This is a genomic window from Chryseobacterium sp. 22532 (genome assembly GCF_052044665.1).
GTDB classification, from domain to species: Bacteria; Bacteroidota; Bacteroidia; order Flavobacteriales; family Weeksellaceae; genus Chryseobacterium; species Chryseobacterium lathyri.
The window spans coordinates 268,975-288,830 of the sequence record NZ_JBQENJ010000004.1 but is presented as its reverse complement, the minus strand read 5'-3'; the positions used below and the strand labels follow the sequence as shown (position 1 = coordinate 288,830).

Genomic DNA, 19,856 nt, shown 5'->3' with positions numbered 1-19,856 from the left:
TATGGCAAAAAAATACGTACCTGAAGGTGCCTTTTTAGCTTGCGACAAAGGAACAAGCCCCTCTACCCTGCGGGTAAGCAACAATAAAAACACTACCATATACAGTGTTCCCATGGCTTCGGAACTGGATTTTCTTCCTTTTTTCAATATCAAACCTATGGGACTTTGTACCAACCCTTTGAAATGGGCAACAGGAGCTTCTTGTCTACCAACCATTCTTACCGGATGGCAAGCGCCAAAAGATGGGGTAAAGATAAATGGAAGCCGGATGCTATTGGAAGATTCTTTCTGTAATTGTATATTTGGTGGAAAGATCAACATCTTCTTTGATAGAGCAGCTGCCGTATCATATGGCGTCGGAGAAGGAAAAATGCCTTCCGACTATATCAAGGAAGGCTTTGACTGGATCGCCGAGCAAAACAAAAAAGGTCGGGAAATGCGGGACCAGATGCTTCCGGACTGGATGAAGCCCGTAACAGGTGTCGGAGACTGGTTCAGTGATCTGGGTACAGGACTGGTAGAAGGAGCCGTAAATGGTGTAGTTGGCTTAGGTGAAACACTTTATCAGGTTGGCCAGGATCCCGTAGGCACTGCTGAAGCATTGGGCGGAATGGTAAGTGACGGATGGAACGCAGCTACCGAAGGGGTCGGAAATGCATGGGATTGGGCCAGCAAGGGAGACAACTGGAGCAATGCTGCTGAAGGAGCCTGGAACTGGGCCAGTGACGGACAAAACTGGGCAGATGCAGGAAGCGCAGCCTGGGAAGGCACCAAAGATGCTGCAAGCTGGGTAGCTGAAAACCCAAGAAAGATAGGAACCACTGTTGGAGAATTTATTCCGGATGCAGTAGCTGCGGTATATTCTGGGGGAACTTCATTAGCTGCAACTGCAGGAAAAACAGTTCTAAAAGAGGGAGGTGAAGCGGTTGTAGAACAAACCGTTAAAAATGTTGCAGAGGAAGCTGTAGAGCAAGGTGTAAAAAAAGGAGCAGATGATGTAGTAGAAGCTGGAGCCAAAAGAGGAATTGCGGAAACCATGGAACAGCTAGCCAAAAAAGAAGGTGGTGATATTGCTAAGGTTACAGATGGTGTTGCAGATGATATAATAGAGTTAGCGCCAGGTTCTAAAGGAAATTGGAATAAAGCATTAAACGGAACGTTAAAACCAAATTCTAAATATAAAGTTGGAGATAAAATTTATGAAACGGATGAACTTGGAAGGGTAAATAGAGTTTCTGGAAATTTAGAACTAGGAAAAATTGGTAGAAATGAATATCAACAAGGAAAATCCGTAACTTTAAAAGATGGAACAAAAGGAGTTGATGAGGGTGGACATTTAGTAGGTCATCAATTTAAAGGAGCTGGGGAACAAATTAATTATGTGCCTATGAAAGGATCACTAAACCAAGGCGCATGGAAACAAATGGAACAAGATTGGGCAAAAGCTCTAAGAGATGGAAAAAAAGTAGAAATTGATATAAATCCTATATATGAGGGCGTAAGTAAAAGACCCTCTGAAATTGAAGTTTTTTATAAAATAGATGGTAAAGAATATATAAAAACTTTCCCAAATAACTAAATTTAAAATATTATGACAGTAGATGAAATTTATTTAAACATTGGACAAAGCATAGTAAATGCTATTGAGGATGAAAGTTGGAGTGAAGCAAAATTAAATATCGAAGTTGTAGGAACAGGTGTGGTAAGCTACAATGGAGAATATATCACGGATAATAATGAAACAAAAAACATATCTGTCAGGAATATTTCCAGAGATATTCGAAATTGGATCAGAGAATTACATGATATTACGACAGAAGGAGATAATAATAAATGGAATAAAGCCATTTTTAATCTAAATGCACAAGGCAAATTTAATATGGAATTTATTTGGGATCAGGAGCTGCACGATGAAATAGTAAGATTATCAAAAGAATAAAATAATATATAAAGGGGTTTCAAATTGAAACCCCTTTTTAAGTTTAGCAAACAATTGCTGAAGGCCTAGACAAAAAGACGGTAAAAACCTCACAACAAATTATTCTTCATTAAAAATTCAAATTTTATGATAGTAGATGAAATTTACAGCTCAAAATATAAGGTTTCATATTGAAACCTTTTTTTATTCATGATTCAAAAGCCATCTTCATTATCCGGCCTAAAACTCATTAATCATCACATAAAAATGCCCGGAATACAAACTTTCAGGTCCGCCTGAGATATTTGTGAGATTAATTGTAACACTTGTAGTAGAAGTCATTCTTGGATTGGATACCGAAAAAGAAGTATTGCCTGCAAAATCGCCCGCCGGAGAAACTACAATTGCTGCTCTTACAGAACCCGGCTGCATATTCACAGGAACAGGAATTTCGAGCGTAACAGATTTTCCGGGAGGCAGATTATTCACAGAAACCGATGGCCAGGATTCAAAACTGATCTGGTTTTTTTGTACACTCCCCTTTTCCCCCAGTTTGTATCCACCATTTACATCCAATTTAGCAGATGTGTTAGGGAATCCTGTACCTATTCCAACATTAGCATTATTATTTCCAATGACAATTGCATTAGCTTGGGAAGTCGCCGCTCCATATCCAATCGCTGAAGAAAACTGCCCCAAAGCATTCGCTCCCGATCCTATTGCCGTAGAATTCTGATTATTGGTCACTGTATTATATCCTACAGCCGTTTCACTGTTAGAACTTGTTTTTGCATTATATCCTATTGCAGTAGACTGAAAGCCTGATGCTGTTGAATTTTTACCTAAAGCCGTCGCATCATTTGTTGTTGTTTTGGCATTATACCCTGCTGCGATCGATTGAAAGCCTGATGCTTCCGCATTATTTCCTATTGCTGTAGCTTCATTCATTGTTACTTTGGCATTGAATCCTACTGCTGTTGACTGATAACCGGAAATTTTAGTATTGCCTCCCAAGGCTACCGATTCATTGGCCGTAACAGATGTATTTGTTCCGATGGCAATTCCCTGGTAAGCACTGCTGGAATTACCCAGAGCAATACCATTCTGATCTGCATGAGCTGCCATACCAAAACTTATTGAGTTATTTACACCCAAATGTCCTACTGTGGTAGAATTTACTTTAAAAATAAGATCATCTGAAGTATTGGTCCCTAAAGAAAGATTGGTATTAGCTCCAGCCGAATTACCACTGTTTGTTGCCGAGCTATTCCATGCTGAAAATGGAGCGACACTTCCTCCACCTGCTCCGTTTCCGTTCGTTCCTGAAATGGTGGCAAGCATATTCCATTTGCCCTTATTCCAGTAATAAAACCCGGTCTCCGTTAAACTTCCTTGTCCATTATTCCAAACAATGAGCCCTTCAGCCGGATTTCGAATAGTTAGCTGATCTATATTGGATGCTAAAGACACACTTGGAAAAAGCACTCCTTTATTTTTTGAACTGATGTGCAGCATAGCAGAAGAATCAGGCTCAGGTAAACCAATCCCCACCTGTGCGATAATAAAATTATTAATCAGTAAAAAAAGAAGAAAGAGCTGAAGTTTGAATTTGCTTTGCATCGCCTTATTGCTATAGTTTATTTTTTGAGGATGCAAATATACGAATTTAAAACAAAATGGCCCTATTTTTTATCAAATCAATAAATATACACTTAATAGTGATTAAATCCACCGTTAATCACTTATAATTGAAACATTATCATGAATTAAAAAGCATAAAACCTAATAACAACACAGTTCCAAAGGCATTATATCTTCTATCATATAAAAAATTAAATTACATTATATATAAAAAAATCACGTAAAAATGAATAAAATAAAATTTATTTTTGTCTTACGAAGCAGCTTTCAATATGATCGTTCACCATTCCGGTAGCCTGCATATGAGCATAAACCACTGTAGATCCCACAAATTTAAAACCTCTTTTCTTCAGATCTTTAGATAAAATATCAGAAATATCTGTTACAGCCGGAACATCACCTAAAGTTTTGGGACAGTTATCCACCGGCTTTCCACCTACAAAACCCCATATATATTCTGAAAAGCTTCCAAACTCTTTCCGAACTTCCAGAAACTTCTGCGCATTGGTTACTGTAGCCATTATCTTAAGCCGGTTTCTTATAATGCCGGGATCGTTCATAAGCTCCTCCATTTTCTCTTCCGTATAAGCTGCAATTTTTTTATAATTGAAATCATCAAAAGCTTTTCTGAAATTCTCTCTTTTAGAAAGGATCGTATACCAGCTCAGTCCCGCCTGAAAACTTTCAAGGATCAGAAATTCAAAAATAGTTTCATCATCGTATACGGGCCTTCCCCATTCCTCATCATGATATTTTCGGTACAGATCGTCTTTCTCACACCAGCCACATCGTATTTTTTCCATAATAGTAATTTTTTATACTGTACTAAAGATAATACTGATTTGAAAAGTATAACAAAAGATTAAGAAAAGTTTAACAGCATTTCTGGGTTTTAGGAATAGTTATTGTTTATTTACGTATACACAACAATAAAATATTATATATTATGAACAATTCAGAATACAACAAAGCGGAAAATGCAGTAAATAACACAGAAAACTCTTTAAAGAATGCAGCAGACAATGCTAAATGGAAAATCGATGACCTGGCAGCCAAAGCAAAAGATTACATCAATGAAAAGAGGAATAATGATGAAGAGGCACAGCAGGAAGACTGGTTTGAAAGAGTAAAGAATAATGCTGCAGATGCATGGGATGACATAAAAGATAAAGCAAACGAAGCTTGGGAAAAAACTAAAGATGCTGCGGAAGATGCAAAAGCAGAATGGAATAAGAAAACCAATTAAAATTTCAGTCATATAAATATTTCAAGAAAATGGAGTCTTAAATCAATAAGGCTCCATTTTTATGATGTTACAAACACAAATTATTGCTACATTTGTATTCAAATAAACATTAAAAAATTATGTCATACGGTTTACTTAAAGGCAAAAAGGGAATTATTTTTGGAGCCCTTAATGAGCAATCAATCGCATGGAAAGTTGCAGAAAGATGTCATGAAGAAGGTGCTGAATTTATCTTATCAAATGCCCCTATTGCTTTGAGAATGGGAGAACTTAATGGTTTAGCAGAAAAAACAGGTTCTGAGGTGATTGCTGCAGATGCTACTTCTATAGAAGATCTTGAAAAACTTTTTGATGCTGCGACAGCAAAATTCGGGAAAATAGATTTTATCCTTCACTCTATAGGCATGTCCGTAAATGTAAGAAAAGGAAAGCATTACACTGAAATGAATTATGACTGGTTGGAAAAAGGCTGGGATATTTCAGCGGTTTCTTTCCACAAGGTAATGCGTGTGGCTTGGGAGAAAGACTGCATGAATGAGTGGGGAAGTATTTTAGCACTGACTTATATTGCAGCTCAGAGAACTTTCCCTGACTATAATGATATGTCTGATAACAAGGCTTACCTAGAAAGTATTGCAAGAACATTCGGAAATTACTGGGGTGAGAGAAAAGTACGTGTCAACACGGTTTCCCAATCTCCTACACCTACTACAGCAGGTAGCGGTGTGAAGGGTTTCGGCGGCTTCCTTGGATACGCTGAAGATATGTCTCCGCTTGGAAATGCTACAGCTCTTGACTGTGCCAACTATTGTGTAACTTTATTCTCTGATCTTACTAAGAAAGTGACGATGCAGAACTTATTCCATGATGGTGGTTTCAGCAGCTCAGGAGTTACTCAGAAAGTAATCAGCAAATATGATGTTGAATAACAGCATTAAAAATATACTGTAAACATAAACCGGCGGCCTCTACGAGGCCGCCGGTTCTATAAAAATGTTAATATGAAGTTACAGTATAACAGTCTGTATAGAATGGGCCGGCGCAGATAATTTCGCAGCCATTCCTTCGATCCACAGATTTGTTTCAATATCATTCCCGGAATCATTCATAATCACAGTAACCAGCTGGCCGTTTTCATTCATGAAAGTGGTAGATGTAAGAGCCGCTCTGTTTGAAGAACTTCCGATTCTCTGGGCATTAGGCTTGATAAATTTTGAAACATGGCCTACATAATAATATTCATAAGTATAATGTACCTCTCCTGTTTTGGTATCAGCAATGATAGGGGCAAAACAGAAGTTTCCGACATGGTTTGGGCCTCCGGTTTCATCCAGCAACACATTCCAGTCTGTCCATAAAGCTGTTCCTTTATTGAAATCATTAAGCATATTTCTTCCATAAAGTTCACCAAGACTCACATCATAAATTCCGGACATATTGAACTGTTCTTTACAACCTTCGGTAAAAGCCAGGAACTTATCCGGGAAAGCTCTCTGCGTTTCAGATAAATTATCGAAAAGCTGCGTTTTATTATTCCAGGTTTCATACCAGTGATACCCAATTCCGCTGGCATATTTCGAGGTTTCAGGATCGCTTAAAGTAGTAGTGGCTCTCTGGTAGATTAAATCCCGGTTGTGATCCCAGATCATTACTTTTTTGTCTTTGTAACCATTTTTCCAAAGTGTCGGCCCAAGGTTATTCTTAAGAAATTCGCCTTCCTCTTCAGCTGAATAAATGCAGGACTCCCAGGTCTGTGTCGCCATAGGCTCATTCTGTACAGTCAGACCCCAGATGTTGATTCCTCTTTTTTCATATTCTTTGATGAATTTAATGTAATAATCTGCCCAGGTCTGATAAAATGCATTTTCCAACCGCCCTCCTTTCAGCATACTTTTATTAGATTTCATCCATGCTGGCGGACTCCATGGGGAGAAGTAAAATGTGAAATCTTTCCCTATCGCTTTCTGAGCTTCTTTAATCATCGGGATCTTATACTTTTCGTCATGGGCAATATTGAAAGTCTTCAAAGCCGTATCATTATCTTCCACATAAGTATAAGAATCACTGGAAAAATCGCAGGAGTTCATATTGGTACGGACTACGGTGTATCCCAATCCGTTTTTTCCAAAGTAAGCCTCTATAATCTCTTTCTGCTTGTCCTTCGGCATTTTATAAAAGGTTTCTGCAGACGCATCAGTGATGGCCCCACCAATTCCGATCAGCTTCTGATATTTAAAATCAGGATCTACAAAAATACAGGCATCGGTTTCTTTGGGCTGTCCAAACTTCTCAAACTTAACCATTCCTTTATCTGCCATTTTCTCATTGGCCTTGGAATTGGTAAGAATAACCTTTGCTGTTTTCCCTGCGTTCTTTTTCCAATAGTTCTGTGCATTAGCATTCAGAAACGCTCCTACTGCCAAACAGCTTACAATTAGTTTTTTCATAATTTTTTCTTTCTGTTTTTGGACGTAACTGCCCTCTCTTCATTATTTATTTTGATAAACCCTTACATAGTCTATATAATATTTTTGCGGAAATATGCTGTCATCTATTCCTTCTTTTCCGCCCCAGAAACCGCCTACTGCCAGATTTAAAATAATAAAATAAGGCTGATCGAAAGGCCATGCTTCATAAGTTTTTTCTTTATTTTCATACGTGAAAAACTTTTTATCATCAATATAGACATCAATTTTTTCCGGCGTCCAGTCTACTTTATATACATGGAATTTTTCACTGGCATCTTTTACAATCAGAGTATCCGTTTTCTGTGTTCCCTGAATATGATTATACTTTTTGGTATGAACCGAAGCATGGATATACCCCTGATTGAAACCTACATGTTCCATGATATCCAGTTCGCCGTCATCCGGCCATTTTTTCATATTCTCACTCATCATCCAGACGGCTGGCCATGTTCCCCTGCCTTTGGGAAGTTTTGCCTTTACTTCTACTGTTCCGTATTGGAAAGAGAATTTCCCCTTGGTCAAAAGCCTTGCAGAAGTATACTTATTCTTATCCCAGTTTTCTTTTCTGGCCTCAATAACAAGATTTCCACCTTCCATTCTGCCATTTTCAATTCTTTTCTTTGTATAAAACTGAGCTTCCTGGTTTCCGTATCCGTCTCCACCTACATCATAATTCCACTTTAATGAATCAGGAAGACCTTTCCCATTAAATTCATCGCTCCAGACCAGTTTTCTGCCGGAGCCTGCTTTGTTTGAGGCGCAGCTTGCCACAGAAAGAACTAATATTCCGGCCGCACAGAGTTGAATGATATTTCTAAATTTGATTTTCATGAATGTGGTTATAATCTAAGTCGTTTCCTATTTTATTATGTTAAACAGGCTAAAGCCCCCGCTTGTATTGAATATTTTATTTACTCCATGTGATTCTTTTCGTCTGAACATCCTGAGAGTTGGTTCCAACCATAATATCGAATTCTCCACTTTCCCAATCATAATTCAGATCATTATCAAAAAATTTCAGGTCTTCCGGAGTCAGTTTGAAGTCTACTTTTTTGCTTTCTCCTTTTTTAATGGATATTTTTTGGAAACCTTTCAGTTCTTTCACAGGCCGTACTACTTTCCCAAAAAGATCTCTGATGTAAAGCTGTACGACTTCTTCTCCGTCAAATTTTCCTGTATTGGAAACCGTTACGCTGATATTTAAAGTCTGGTTTCCTTTAAGACTGGTTGAACTTAAGACCATGTCAGAATATTTAAAATCCGTATAGCTTAATCCGTAACCAAATGGAAATTTTGGATCATTATCCAGATCAATATAAGCTGAAACATAATTTCTATCTGTGTTATTTTTCGCAGGTCTTCCTGTATTGTAATGATTATAATAAATAGGAATTTGTCCTTCGGTTCTTGGGAAGCTCATTGGAAGTTTTCCTCCGGGATTTACTGCACCGAACAGAACATCGGCAATAGAATTTCCTGCTTCGGTTCCCAGCCACCAGTTATAGGTGATGGCAGGAATATGATCTGCTGCCCAATTAAAGATCAAAGGTCTTCCAGCGTTAATCATTAAAACAACAGGTTTTCCCGTTTTAGCTATTTCTTTCAATAAATCTTCCTGTACGCCGGAAAAACCGATACTGCTTCTGCTTTTGGCTTCACCGCTCATCGCATGGCCTTCTCCTAACGTCATGATTACCACATCAGCTTTTTTCGCAGTTTCCACTGCTTCCGCAAACATAGATCTGTCCTGATCGTCTACATTACATCCTTTTGCATATAATAAGGTAGAATTTTTATCGAGCTGATTTTTAATTCCGTCAAACTGAGAAACGATTCTTTGGTTATCGTCTTTAAATGCAATGGACCAAAATCCGTGGTTAGCAACTGTTTCTTTCCCGAAAGGTCCGATCAGTGCGACTGTTTTCACTGTTTTTGAAAGTGGAAGAATATTTCCTTTATTTTTCAGAAGAACAATACTTTTTGAACCGAATGCTCTGCCGAATTTCCGGTGTTCCTGATTGTCGGTCTGTTCTGTCTGTCTTTTTTCATTGCTGAATCTGTAAGGATCATCAAAAAGCCCCATTTCGAATTTCTTGGTTAAAATTCTTCCTGCGGCATCATCTACTAATTGTATATCAACTTTTCCTTCTTTAACCAATTTTGGAAGTTCTGCCATATAAACGCGGCTTTCCATATCCATATCACTTCCACCTGATATAGCTTTTTCAGCGGCCTCGTTAGCGTCTTTGGTATAACCATGAGGAATCATTTCCCCGATGCTTCCCCAGTCTGACACCACAAAACCTTTGTAATTCCATTTTCCTTTTAAAAGTTCTCTTTGAATATATTGATTGGCTGTAGCAGGAATTCCGTTGATATCGTTAAAAGAATTCATGAATGTGGCTACTCCAGCCTCAGCTGCAGCTTTAAACGGAGGCAGATAGGTTTCATTGAGCTGTCGTAAGCTCATATCTACAGAATTGTAATCTCTTCCGCCGACAGCTGCTCCATAGGCCGCAAAATGCTTGGCACAGGCCATTACCGCATCAAGGCTTCCTAAGCCCTTTCCCTGGAATCCTTTAATTCTTGCCAGACCAATCTGCGTTCCCAGGTAAGTATCTTCTCCGGAACCTTCCATTACCCTTCCCCATCTCGGATCTCTTGCTATATCTACCATAGGTGCAAAGGTCCAGTGGATCCCATAAGCAGAAGCTTCTGTGGCTGCAATTCTCTCAGACTTTTCAATCATTGCCAGGTCCCAGCTTGCTGCCTGACCCAGGTTAACAGGAAAAGTCGTCCGATAGCCATGGATAACATCCTGTCCGAACAGTAAAGGTATTTTCAGCCTTGATTGCTGAGCGAGTTTCTGAAAAGCCCTGGTTTCATCAGCGCCCGCTACATTGAGCATGGAGCCTACTTTCCCTTTCTTTATTTCTTCCAGTACTGCTGCTGAATTGGATTGCTGAGGCCCTGTGGCATATTCAAATCCGCTATACTGAACCATCTGTCCTACTTTTTCTTCGAGTGTCATTTTAGACAGCAGTTCCGCTACTTTCTGATCAATCGTTTTCTGCCCGTGGATATTGATACCTAATGCTGTAATTGCAAGTAAGAAATAAGTTTTTTTCATGATATTAAATTAAAAAACATAAGTCGCTGCCGAGTGTCCTGAAAGGGTAACCGGAGCAGTCTTTCCGTTATATTTGATATTAAAACTTTCATCTGTACTGTTTCCGTTCTGGATAATAAGTACAGTTTTTCCGGCAGGGGTTTTAAAGGCTGCCGTAGAAAGTGTTTCTGTCTGTGAGGAGGCAATACGCCGGGAACCTGCAGGTACAAATTTGGAAGCGTGTGCAATAATGTAGTAGGAGACATTTCTGGTGAAGTTTTCACTGTCCGAAACTGTTATTGCCCCTTTACATTCTGTACATCCTCCGTCTGTATGCGGTTTGTACTGCGGATCATTTGCTATATTCCATTCCAAAGCAATTTTGCTCCAGTTTCTCATGGAACCGATGATTACATTTTTAACATGCCAGTTCAGGTCTTCATTAAAAGTTCCCTTCGATCCCGTCCACTGCTCGGTAAAATACAAATTTTTATCGGGAAATGCGTTGTGAACCGTGCTTAACGCCGAAATGTCTCCTTCATACAAATGGAAAGCCGAGCCGTCAATATATTGATACGCCTCCGGATCTTTCAGAATATCAAGGGCATATTCCGGTTTGTTGCAGTTATGATCGTAAACAACAATTTTTGTTTTGATGTTGTTGGCTTTAAAAACAGGACCCAAATGACTTTTGATAAAGTTTTTCTGTTGCTCAGACGGCATATACAGGCTCGGGTTGTTTCCGGGATGGAGAGGTTCGTTCTGAGGCGTAATGGCATCAATGGTAATCCCTTCCTTTTGCATTCCCTGAATATATTTTACAAAATATTCTGCATAGACTTTATAAAATTCAGGTTTTAAGCTTCCTCCTTTGGATTTTCCGTTGTCCTTCATCCAAACCGGAGACGACCATGGAGCGGCAATAATTTTGATACCGGGATTGATGGCCAAAATCTCTTTCAGCATCGCAATCAGATCTTTATCCTTTACCAGGCTGAATTTTGAAAGTGTCGGATCTGTCTGGCCTTCCGGAAGATCGTCGTAAGAGAAAACTTCACCATCGAGATCGGAAGCTCCAATACTTAACCGCAGATAGCTTATGGAAATTGAATTTTTATCTTTCCCAAAAAGTTCATCCAGAAGCGCTTTCCGTTTTGAAGATGAAAGCCTGTTGATCACCTCAACACTTCCTCCTGTCAGGGTATAGCCAAAACCGTCAACATATTGAAATTTCTGGGTATCATCAATTTCAATATTCTGCCAGTTATTGACATTTGCTGTAAACCTAACCGGACTCTGCTGCTGTAATTTTACACTTCCATTTCCTTTCGTCAGCCAAGATTGAACACTTTCTTTATCATTATTTACTGACGCACATGATACAGGAAAAAGTACCACGCCGCAAAGCAGCGCAGTACCTTTAAAAAAGAAACTATATAAACTGTGAAACTTCATGTTTTAGTAGCCTGGGTTTTGTTTTAAAGCAGTATTTGGCAATTCATTGAACGGAATTGGAAGAATTTCATTTTTATTTGCTTTAAATCCTTTAGAGGCAAGCTTAGAAGGAGCATCTCCCCATCTGACAAGATCGAACCATCTGTGTCCTTCTCCGGCAAGCTCTCTTCTTCTTTCGTCTTTAATAGCCTGTAGAGAGACAGGAACTGATGCTAAACCTACTCTTGCTCTCACGGCATCCAACAGAGCCTGTGCTCTACCTCCGGCACCGCCTAAGGCTTCTGCTTCCATCAGGTAAGTATCTGCCAGTCTTATGGCTACATAATTTTGTCTGAAATTCAATTCAGCCGGTCCTGGAAGTGAGCTTTTCAAATCGTTCGTAGGTAAATATTTGTTTAAGAAATATCCTGTATCTGCAAAGGCAGGGCTGTAAGAAATTTTACCATCAGCGACCAATTGTTTCGCATTGAAAACGGTTACATTTAATCTGGGATCCCCCTGCATGAAATTAACGAAGTCATTCGTTACTGTATTAAAAGCCCATCCGGAATAAATATCCGGTGCATTATTATTCGGAACATTTTTTAAAGAATAAGAACGCGGTCCTACCATTACGTTGATAGAGTTACCTTCATCTTTTCCCTGTCCCCAGAATCCCCAGTCGGAGTTTCCTTTGTTGGTATGCATAACTTCCAGAATTGATTCTGTTGAAAATTTATATGGATCTGCAGTTTCCGGTCCCACTTTGAATAGATCGGCATAGTTGGCCACAAGTTTATATCCATATTGGCTGGTTCCTCCCGGTGTACCATTCACTGCTGCCAACTGTGTTGCCGCTTCGGGCATTTTTTTATCGTAAAGATAAATTTTACCTAATATTGCCCTGGCTGTTCCTTGTGTAATTCTACCCTTGTCATTGCCGCTAGATGTCATCATTAAATCTGGAATGGCCGCATTGATGTCACTTTCTATCTGCGCATATACATCACTTGGTTTCGCCTGTGGTATATTCCAGTAATCATCACCGAACTGAATAGTTTTGAGCACTAACGGAATATTTCCAAACATTCTTACCAATTCGAAATAATATAAGGACCGGAGTACTTTGGCCTCTGCAATATATCTCTTTTTAATATCTTCACCCATAGTAGCTCCCGGAACTTTTTCTATTAAGAGATTAGCACGTGCTATCCCTTGATAAAAATCTTTCCAGTAACTCGCAGGCATGGTATTGGGATTAATTGTAAAATTATTCATTCCCTGGATTCCTGCTCCATCATTGGAGTTTCCACCTCCGGAATAAAAGTCATCAGATCCTGCATTAAAAAAAGTGACCGTATTCTCGAATCCTCCGGAATATTTTCTTAAAATATCATATACGGAAACCAATGCACTGAAAGACTGTTGTTCATTCTGAAAATACAGATCGGTATTAAAAGACCCTGAATTCTTTACGTCATCCAGATATGAATCACTACAGGCAATATTACTAAAACTCAGGCCTGTAAGAAACGTAATGGCAAGCCCTTTATATAAAAAATTCTTATTTTTCATTTTGTTCATTATTAAAATTGGATATTAGCACCTAACAAAAATGTTCTGGCTTGTGGATAGTAAGCTCTGTCAACTCCTATTATATCTTGTTCGGAATTGTTTCTTCCTGCGATTTCCGGATCGTAGCCCGTATATTTCGTAAAAGTAAAGACATTTTCTCCCGTTACGTACAGTCTTACTTTGCTCATCCCAAAACGGTTTGTAACATCCTGAGGAAGTGTATAACCTAACTGGATGATTTTTAAACGGACATAATCTCCTTTTTGAAGATAATAATTTGACATCCAGGAATAGTTATGGTTAGGATCATCCCTTGTAACTCTAGGGTTACTATTGGTGGAACCTTCCCCTGTCCATCGATCTAAAACCCTTGTCTGATAATTAGCATCAAGCATATCTAATCTTCTTAAACCCTGGAAAATTTTATTCCCTGCTTGTCCTTGTGCAAACATCATAAAATCGAAATTTTTATAATTTAAATTGACGGTCAGTCCAAAAGTATATTTCGGGATAGAGCTTCCTAAGTTTACTTTATCATTGTCATCAATTTTACCGTCGCCATTATTGTCCTGCCATATAAAATCTCCTGGTTTCGCATTAGGTAATAACTTGTTTCCAGTTGCATTGACGTAGGAATCAACCTGTGTCTGATTCTGGAAAACACCACTATATGTGTATCCGTAAAATGATCCGTAAGGCTGCCCTACTGCTACTCTGGATACCGCTCCCATGGTCTGAAAAGAGGCAAGGTTGAAATAATCTATATCATCTTCCAATCGTAAAACTTTGTTTTTAATAGTAGCAAAGTTACCGTTAACCGAAATGCTAAAATCTTCCCAGTTCTTTTTGTAACCTAGCTCAAGTTCTAATCCTGAGTTTTCCATATCTCCAACGTTTGCCCAAGGCAAATTAGGAACACCTACATAACCAGGGATATTCACCTGTCTTAAGATATCAGATGTTTTCTTTTTGTACCAGTCTGCTGTAAAAGTGAAGTTGTTGAAAAGTTTCAAATCCGCTGCAATATTCAGCTGGCTGGTCTCTTCCCACTTCAGGTTCGGATTTTCCAGTGTACTTGGTGCATATCCTATGATAATATTATTTCCGGCAGTGGTATAGTTGCTTCCGGAAACCATGAAACTTGCAAATCTGAAGTTATCCATTTCATCATTTCCTAAAACTCCGTACCCTCCTCTTAATTTCAAATTATTGATCACTTTATTTTGAGGCCAGAAGTTTTCTTTATGAACATTCCATCCTAATGACATGGAAGGGAAAGTTCCCCAATGCTGATTCGTGGCAAATTTTGAAGAACCGTCTCTACGGATAGTTCCAGTAAATAGATATTTATCTGCATAATCGTAAATAATTCTACCAAAATAAGATGCTTTACGGGTCTGTATTCCATCCCATCCTGTAGCCGTAATATCATCCTGAGGGATATTAAAGTTGAAAGATGCATCCTGCCAGTTATCAATAGGCAGATTACTATAGGTCAAACTTGCCCCGCCAGCAATATTATATCGGTAAACTCCCTGTCCCAACAATACACTTAAATTATGATCGCCGAATTTATTCTGATAGGTCAGAGTATTTTCCATACTCCATTCGAATTTATTTTCGTCTACCTTATTCAGACTGTTGAAGCTGGTATTGTTAAAATTAGGGCTCAAATAATATTTCGGCGTAAAAGTGCGGCTTCCCCAATACGACTTCTTACCATTTAAACTTGTTTTGAAAGTGAAGTGATCAAGAAATTTAAGCTCAGCAAAAACATTCCCGACAAAGTCATCCGACCAGCTATAATTTCCCTGTTGGATGTGGCGGAAAGCTTGTGGATTGGTCATTTCCTGATTGACATAACGGGAAATTCCATATGGATTACCATTTTCGTCACGGATAATATATGGGTTGGTATAACCGTTAGGATCTACTAAAGACCAGTCTGTAACGACTACCGGAGTGGTAGGATCTAAATTAACTGCTGAAGCTAATGGACCACCGAATTCTTCGTTGGCACTGATTCCCTGAGATTTTACGTGTGTATACGCAAAGGTTTGGCCTATGGTCAGGTAGTCTGTAACTTTATGTGTTGAATTAAATCTGGCATTTATCCTTTTATAATAAGAGATATCGCTCATGACAATACCCGTTTGATCAAAATATCCAAACGAAGTATAATAGGTTGACTTTTCATTACCACCTGTAATACTTATTTCGTGAGAAGATTTTTCACCGGTTCCGAAGATAGCATCCTGCCAGTTTGTTCCCTTTCCAAGTGATCCGGGATTGGCATATCTAGGTGTTCCCCCATCATTTACAAACCCTTCATTAATGATGTTTGCATATTGAGTAGCATCTAAAAGGTCTAATTTTTTGGAAGTATTTGAAAAACCATAAAACCCATTGTACGAAAGACTCAGTTTTCCTTTCTTTCCTTTTTTTGTCGTAACCAGAATTACTCCCTTTGCTGCAGAAACCCCATAGATAGCAGATGATGCCCCATCTTTCAGGACTTCCATACTTTCTATATCAGATTGGTTCAGCCATCCGATATTGTCTACTACAATACCATCCACCACCCATAAAGGGCTGTTACTACCTGCACCAAAACTGGTAATTCCACGCACCCGTACCGTAGCAGCAGCTCCGGGCTGCCCGGAATTCGTCACTACAGAAACACCCGCAGCTCTTCCCTGTAATACCTGCTCAGGTTTACCTGCCGGAATGTTTTCTATGTCGCTTGCTTTAATACTTGCAATAGCTCCGGTCACATTACTTTTTTTCTGTGTACCGTAACCGATCACAATAACCTCCTCTATTTTATTCTCTTTCGGAACAGTGTCTTGTACGCTGGTCTGTGCACTGAAATTAGCTGTAAAATACAGCACAGCAACTACTCCCAGACTTCTTGATACTCTTAGATTCATATACAGTTAGTTTTTTAATTCTCAAATTGAGACAATAAAAATATATTTTTTTTTAATAAATTAACATTCTATTCACAATTATTTTAATTTTTCGTTTATTTTTGGGAGTTGAAAGCCTTATATCTTCTTCATAATTCATAAAAAAATCGTAAAAAAACAATAAAAAAAGTCCCCAAAATGACAGCCAAGCTTTCCAAGATCTCTCTTCCTCTAAAACTAACCTTCCTTATTTTTTCAATGGTCTTGAACTGCATGGGTATTGTGATCCTTCAGCTTTCAGAGGCAAAGATCACCTATGAAAAATTAGGTTTTTTAGAATCTTTCAAAGATATTCCCATTGCATTTATTTCACTTTTTGCAGTGAATTTTATAAGCAAGACGGGTACTAAAAAAGCATTGGTTTCTGCTTTAGTCATTGTTGGAATCTGCTCATGTTTCCTTCCATTTATAGAAGATTTTTGGTTCTATAAAGTCTGGTTTGCTATTATCGGGACCTGTTTTGCCGTAGGAAAGATCTGTGTTTTCGGAATTATCCGGAACAATATTTCAGATGAAAAGTCTCTTGCCAAAATGATGAACAGCGTGGAAGCCTCATTTATGGTCGGTATTTTTATAGTAAATACCGGTTTCGGGTGGCTCATTTCCAGCCGCTATTCCGAATACTGGAAGTTCGGTTTCCTTTCTATAACAGTACTCTGTGCTGTAACGATATTTCTTTTTTCAAAGCTGAACATCTCAGAAGCGAAAAAAACGGAGAATAAAAGTCTTATGGCTGAACTTTCAGTATTTGTAAAACCCGCAACAATCATGTTCCTTGCTGTAGTTTTTTTTATTGTTTTTGTTGAGCAGGGATTTAATTCATGGCTGCCTTCTTTTTATAAAAATCACCTGAATGTCAATTCATTTTTTGCTTTACAGGCCACTTCTTTTCTTGCTCTTTTTTCTTATGCAGGCAGAACAGCAACAGCTAATATCATTCACAGATTTTCACTGTCAAAATATTATATTCTGTGCATTTCTTTAATTATTGCTGTGCTGGTAATTATCGTGGGAATACAGTATTTTGATTCTGTGAATTCCGGTATTATTCTATTTTTATTTCCGGTGATTGGACTTTTCCTTTCGCCGCTCTACCCTGTCATCAATTCAAAGATGATTGCACAGATCGACAGGGAAAAAATCAACCTGTTTACATCCCTGATTGTCATTTTTTCATCGCTTGGCAGCTCTGTCAGTTCAATTATTATGGCAGTTCTGTTCGGAAAACAACTGTTAAACTACTATCCGCTTTATATATTACTTGCTGTTTCTGTGCTTTTTACAGTGAGTTTAATATATTTTAAGCTTGCAGGAAAGAAATTATAGAAAATAATTTTATTTTTACTCCCATGAAAATCAAAGACACCAAAAACAAAGAAACCCTTCAGGAACTTATTGATACAAAAGATTTTGTAGCACACGTATCTGTTGACTGCACAATATTTGGTTTTCACAATAATATTTTGAAGGTTTTGCTTCTGAAGTACCACGATCTGGATCTGTGGTCGCTTCCGGGCGGTTTTGTTTTCAATGATGAAGACCTTCGTGAAGCCGCTGCAAGAGTACTGTATGAAAGAACCCATCTCCAGGACCTTTTTTTAAAACAGTTTCACACGTTTGGGAGAATTGACCGAACGGAGAATAATGTCCATCAAATCCTTCTTAACAATAAAGGAATTGAAGTTCCGAAAGATCACTGGATCTTCCAGAGATTTATTACGGTGGGCTACTGTAGCCTTATTGATTTTTCCGTCGCCAATACTTTTCCGGATGCATTCAACGAAAGCTGTGAATGGTTTGAGGTTAATAAACTTCCCAAGATGGCCTTCGATCATGACAGAGTTATAGAAACGGGCCTTGAATACCTTCGTATGAATATCAATACCGAAGTGGCAGCCAGTAATCTTCTTCCTGAAAAATTTACGATGAAAGATCTTCAGTCACTGTATGAAACTATTCTGGGACAGAAATTCAGGAGAAATAATTTCCAGCGTAAAATATTAAGCTTGAATATTCTGGACAGACTGGAGAAACTGTATGACGGATCTGCCAATAAGGCTCCATATCTGTATAAGTTCAAAAGTAAGGTACACAATGCTGCCAATCAGTATCCTATCTCTAATGATGAGGAATCTTAGGAGACTGTATTTTAACTGAAATCCTGTATGTTCCCATTTATCTTACTGAAAATCAAACGCAACAAAGATTCGTAAAAAAATTTTTCAAACCAACGAAAAGTATTACTTTTAAGCAAATCAAAAAAATCATGTCATATTATCCTCTTACAAGCATTCCAGACTACTACGGAATTGATGCTTTACTTACTGAAGAACATAAACTGATCCGTCAATCGGTAAGAGATTGGGTGGAAAGTTTTGTAATGCCGCAGATTGACCAGGCCGCGCAAAATCATACTGATATTCCGGGCTTAATGAAAGAATTGGGAAAGATTGGAGCTTTAGGTCCATACATTCCTGTTGAATATGGCGGTTCAGGGTTAGATCAGATTTCTTACGGTCTTATTATGCAGGAGCTTGAAAGAGGAGATTCTGCGGTGCGTTCTGCTGCTTCGGTACAGAGCTCGCTGGTGATGTTCCCTATCAACGAATTCGGTTCCGAGGAACAGAAGAAAAAATACCTTCCGCATCTTGCTGCAGGGGAAATGATCGGTTCTTTTGGATTAACTGAGCCTAATCACGGTTCAGATCCAAGTTCTATGGAAACGTATTTCAAAGATATGGGTGACCATTATCTTCTGAACGGAGCCAAAATGTGGATCACGAATTCTCCTCTGTGCGATATCGCAGTAGTCTGGGCAAAAAACGAAGAAGGAAAAATACAGGGCTTAATCGTTGAAAGAGGAATGGAAGGCTTTACTACGCCTGAAACTCATAATAAATGGAGCTTGAGAGCTTCAAAAACCGGAGAGCTGGTATTTAATAATGTAAAAGTTCCTAAAGAAAACCTACTTCCGGGGGCTACCGGATTAAAAGGACCTTTATCTTGTTTAAACTCCGCAAGATACGGAATTTCATGGGGTGTAATCGGGGCAGCAATTGACTGCTACTGTACAGCTGTTCAGTATTCTAAAGAAAGAAAACAATTTGGCAAGCCGATTGGTTCTTTCCAGCTTCAACAAAAGAAATTAGCTGAATTCTTAACAGAGATCACAAAGGCACAGTTATTATGTCTTCAGTTAGGAAATCTTAAAAATGACCACAAAGCAAGTCCTGCACAGATCTCAATGGCTAAGCGCAACAACGTGAAAATGGCTATTGATATTGCCAGAGAATCCAGACAAATCCTTGGCGGCATGGGAATCATGGGCGAATTCCCGATGATGAGACACGCAGCCAATCTTGAGTCGGTAATTACGTATGAAGGTACACATGATGTTCATTTACTGATCACTGGCTTAGATATTACAGGAATCAACGCTTTTTAAATAAAAGCTCAAAAATATACTGAAGAGGAGTCCGGCCGAATGGCCGGACTC

At 38.7% G+C, this 19,856-nt stretch carries 15 protein-coding genes; 7 read left to right on the top strand and 8 right to left on the bottom strand.

Annotation, left to right across the window (positions count from 1 at the left end; all coding sequences use genetic code 11):
• Nucleotide 1 precedes the first annotated feature (1 nt).
• Nucleotides 2-1,579 (top strand): DNA/RNA non-specific endonuclease, encoded by a 1,578-nt coding sequence (locus ACTJIV_RS12625; RefSeq protein ID WP_440627884.1) that lies wholly within the window; start codon nucleotides 2-4, stop codon nucleotides 1,577-1,579.
• Nucleotides 1,580-1,591: 12 nt separating this feature from the next.
• Nucleotides 1,592-1,939 carry an immunity protein YezG family protein gene (locus ACTJIV_RS12620; RefSeq protein WP_440627882.1) on the top strand — a complete coding sequence of 116 codons (348 nt, stop codon included), beginning with the start codon at nucleotides 1,592-1,594 and terminating at the stop codon, nucleotides 1,937-1,939.
• A gap of 219 nt (nucleotides 1,940-2,158) precedes the next feature.
• On the opposite strand, the gene ACTJIV_RS12615 is transcribed toward ACTJIV_RS12620, so the two are convergent.
• Complete coding sequence (locus ACTJIV_RS12615) at nucleotides 2,159-3,538, bottom strand: hypothetical protein (protein ID WP_440627880.1); 1,380 nt, start codon at nucleotides 3,536-3,538, stop codon at nucleotides 2,159-2,161.
• Nucleotides 3,539-3,801: 263 nt separating this feature from the next.
• Nucleotides 3,802-4,362, bottom strand: coding sequence for a DNA-3-methyladenine glycosylase I (locus ACTJIV_RS12610; protein WP_111953014.1), 561 nt, complete (start codon nucleotides 4,360-4,362; stop codon nucleotides 3,802-3,804).
• Between the two features lie 143 nt (nucleotides 4,363-4,505).
• On the opposite strand from ACTJIV_RS12610, the gene ACTJIV_RS12605 reads away from it, so the two are divergent.
• Both ACTJIV_RS12605 and ACTJIV_RS12600 read left to right on the top strand, forming a co-directional pair.
• On the top strand, nucleotides 4,506-4,805 hold the full coding sequence (locus ACTJIV_RS12605; protein WP_111953012.1) for a hypothetical protein: 300 nt from the start codon (nucleotides 4,506-4,508) through the stop codon (nucleotides 4,803-4,805).
• Nucleotides 4,806-4,924: 119 nt separating this feature from the next.
• Nucleotides 4,925-5,734: an enoyl-ACP reductase FabI gene (locus ACTJIV_RS12600; RefSeq protein WP_111953010.1), complete on the top strand. Its 810-nt coding sequence runs from the start codon at nucleotides 4,925-4,927 to the stop codon at nucleotides 5,732-5,734.
• A gap of 78 nt (nucleotides 5,735-5,812) precedes the next feature.
• Here ACTJIV_RS12600 and ACTJIV_RS12595 read toward each other — a convergent pair whose 3' ends face one another.
• The 6 genes from ACTJIV_RS12595 to ACTJIV_RS12570 all read right to left on the bottom strand — a co-directional run bounded on the left by ACTJIV_RS12595 (nucleotide 5,813) and on the right by ACTJIV_RS12570 (nucleotide 16,321).
• Nucleotides 5,813-7,252 (bottom strand): glycoside hydrolase family 30 protein, encoded by a 1,440-nt coding sequence (locus tag ACTJIV_RS12595; RefSeq protein WP_440627877.1) that lies wholly within the window; start codon nucleotides 7,250-7,252, stop codon nucleotides 5,813-5,815.
• Between the two features lie 42 nt (nucleotides 7,253-7,294).
• Nucleotides 7,295-8,104 carry a glycoside hydrolase family 16 protein gene (locus ACTJIV_RS12590; RefSeq protein ID WP_440627875.1) on the bottom strand — a complete coding sequence of 270 codons (810 nt, stop codon included), beginning with the start codon at nucleotides 8,102-8,104 and terminating at the stop codon, nucleotides 7,295-7,297.
• Nucleotides 8,105-8,180: 76 nt separating this feature from the next.
• Nucleotides 8,181-10,403 (bottom strand): beta-glucosidase BglX, encoded by a 2,223-nt coding sequence (gene bglX / locus ACTJIV_RS12585; protein ID WP_440627873.1) that lies wholly within the window; start codon nucleotides 10,401-10,403, stop codon nucleotides 8,181-8,183.
• Nucleotides 10,404-10,412: 9 nt separating this feature from the next.
• Nucleotides 10,413-11,837, bottom strand: a complete 1,425-nt coding sequence (locus ACTJIV_RS12580) for a glycoside hydrolase family 30 protein (RefSeq protein ID WP_440627871.1) — start codon at nucleotides 11,835-11,837, stop codon at nucleotides 10,413-10,415.
• A 3-nt stretch (nucleotides 11,838-11,840) separates the two neighbouring features.
• The gene (locus tag ACTJIV_RS12575; RefSeq protein WP_111953585.1) at nucleotides 11,841-13,391 is read right to left on the bottom strand and encodes a RagB/SusD family nutrient uptake outer membrane protein; all 1,551 of its coding nucleotides are present in this window, start codon (nucleotides 13,389-13,391) and stop codon (nucleotides 11,841-11,843) included.
• A gap of 11 nt (nucleotides 13,392-13,402) precedes the next feature.
• A complete protein-coding gene (locus ACTJIV_RS12570; RefSeq protein ID WP_223559687.1) occupies nucleotides 13,403-16,321 on the bottom strand; it encodes a SusC/RagA family TonB-linked outer membrane protein in 2,919 nt (972 codons plus the stop codon).
• Between the two features lie 177 nt (nucleotides 16,322-16,498).
• On the opposite strand from ACTJIV_RS12570, the gene ACTJIV_RS12565 reads away from it, so the two are divergent.
• The 3 genes from ACTJIV_RS12565 (at nucleotide 16,499) to ACTJIV_RS12555 (ending at nucleotide 19,805) form a co-directional block, all read left to right on the top strand.
• The gene (locus tag ACTJIV_RS12565) at nucleotides 16,499-17,686 is read left to right on the top strand and encodes an MFS transporter (protein WP_440627868.1); all 1,188 of its coding nucleotides are present in this window, start codon (nucleotides 16,499-16,501) and stop codon (nucleotides 17,684-17,686) included.
• A 23-nt stretch (nucleotides 17,687-17,709) separates the two neighbouring features.
• Complete coding sequence (locus ACTJIV_RS12560) at nucleotides 17,710-18,498, top strand: NUDIX hydrolase (protein WP_111952996.1); 789 nt, start codon at nucleotides 17,710-17,712, stop codon at nucleotides 18,496-18,498.
• Between the two features lie 128 nt (nucleotides 18,499-18,626).
• Nucleotides 18,627-19,805, top strand: coding sequence for an acyl-CoA dehydrogenase family protein (locus tag ACTJIV_RS12555; protein ID WP_111952994.1), 1,179 nt, complete (start codon nucleotides 18,627-18,629; stop codon nucleotides 19,803-19,805).
• The last annotated feature ends 51 nt before the right edge of the window (nucleotides 19,806-19,856 follow it).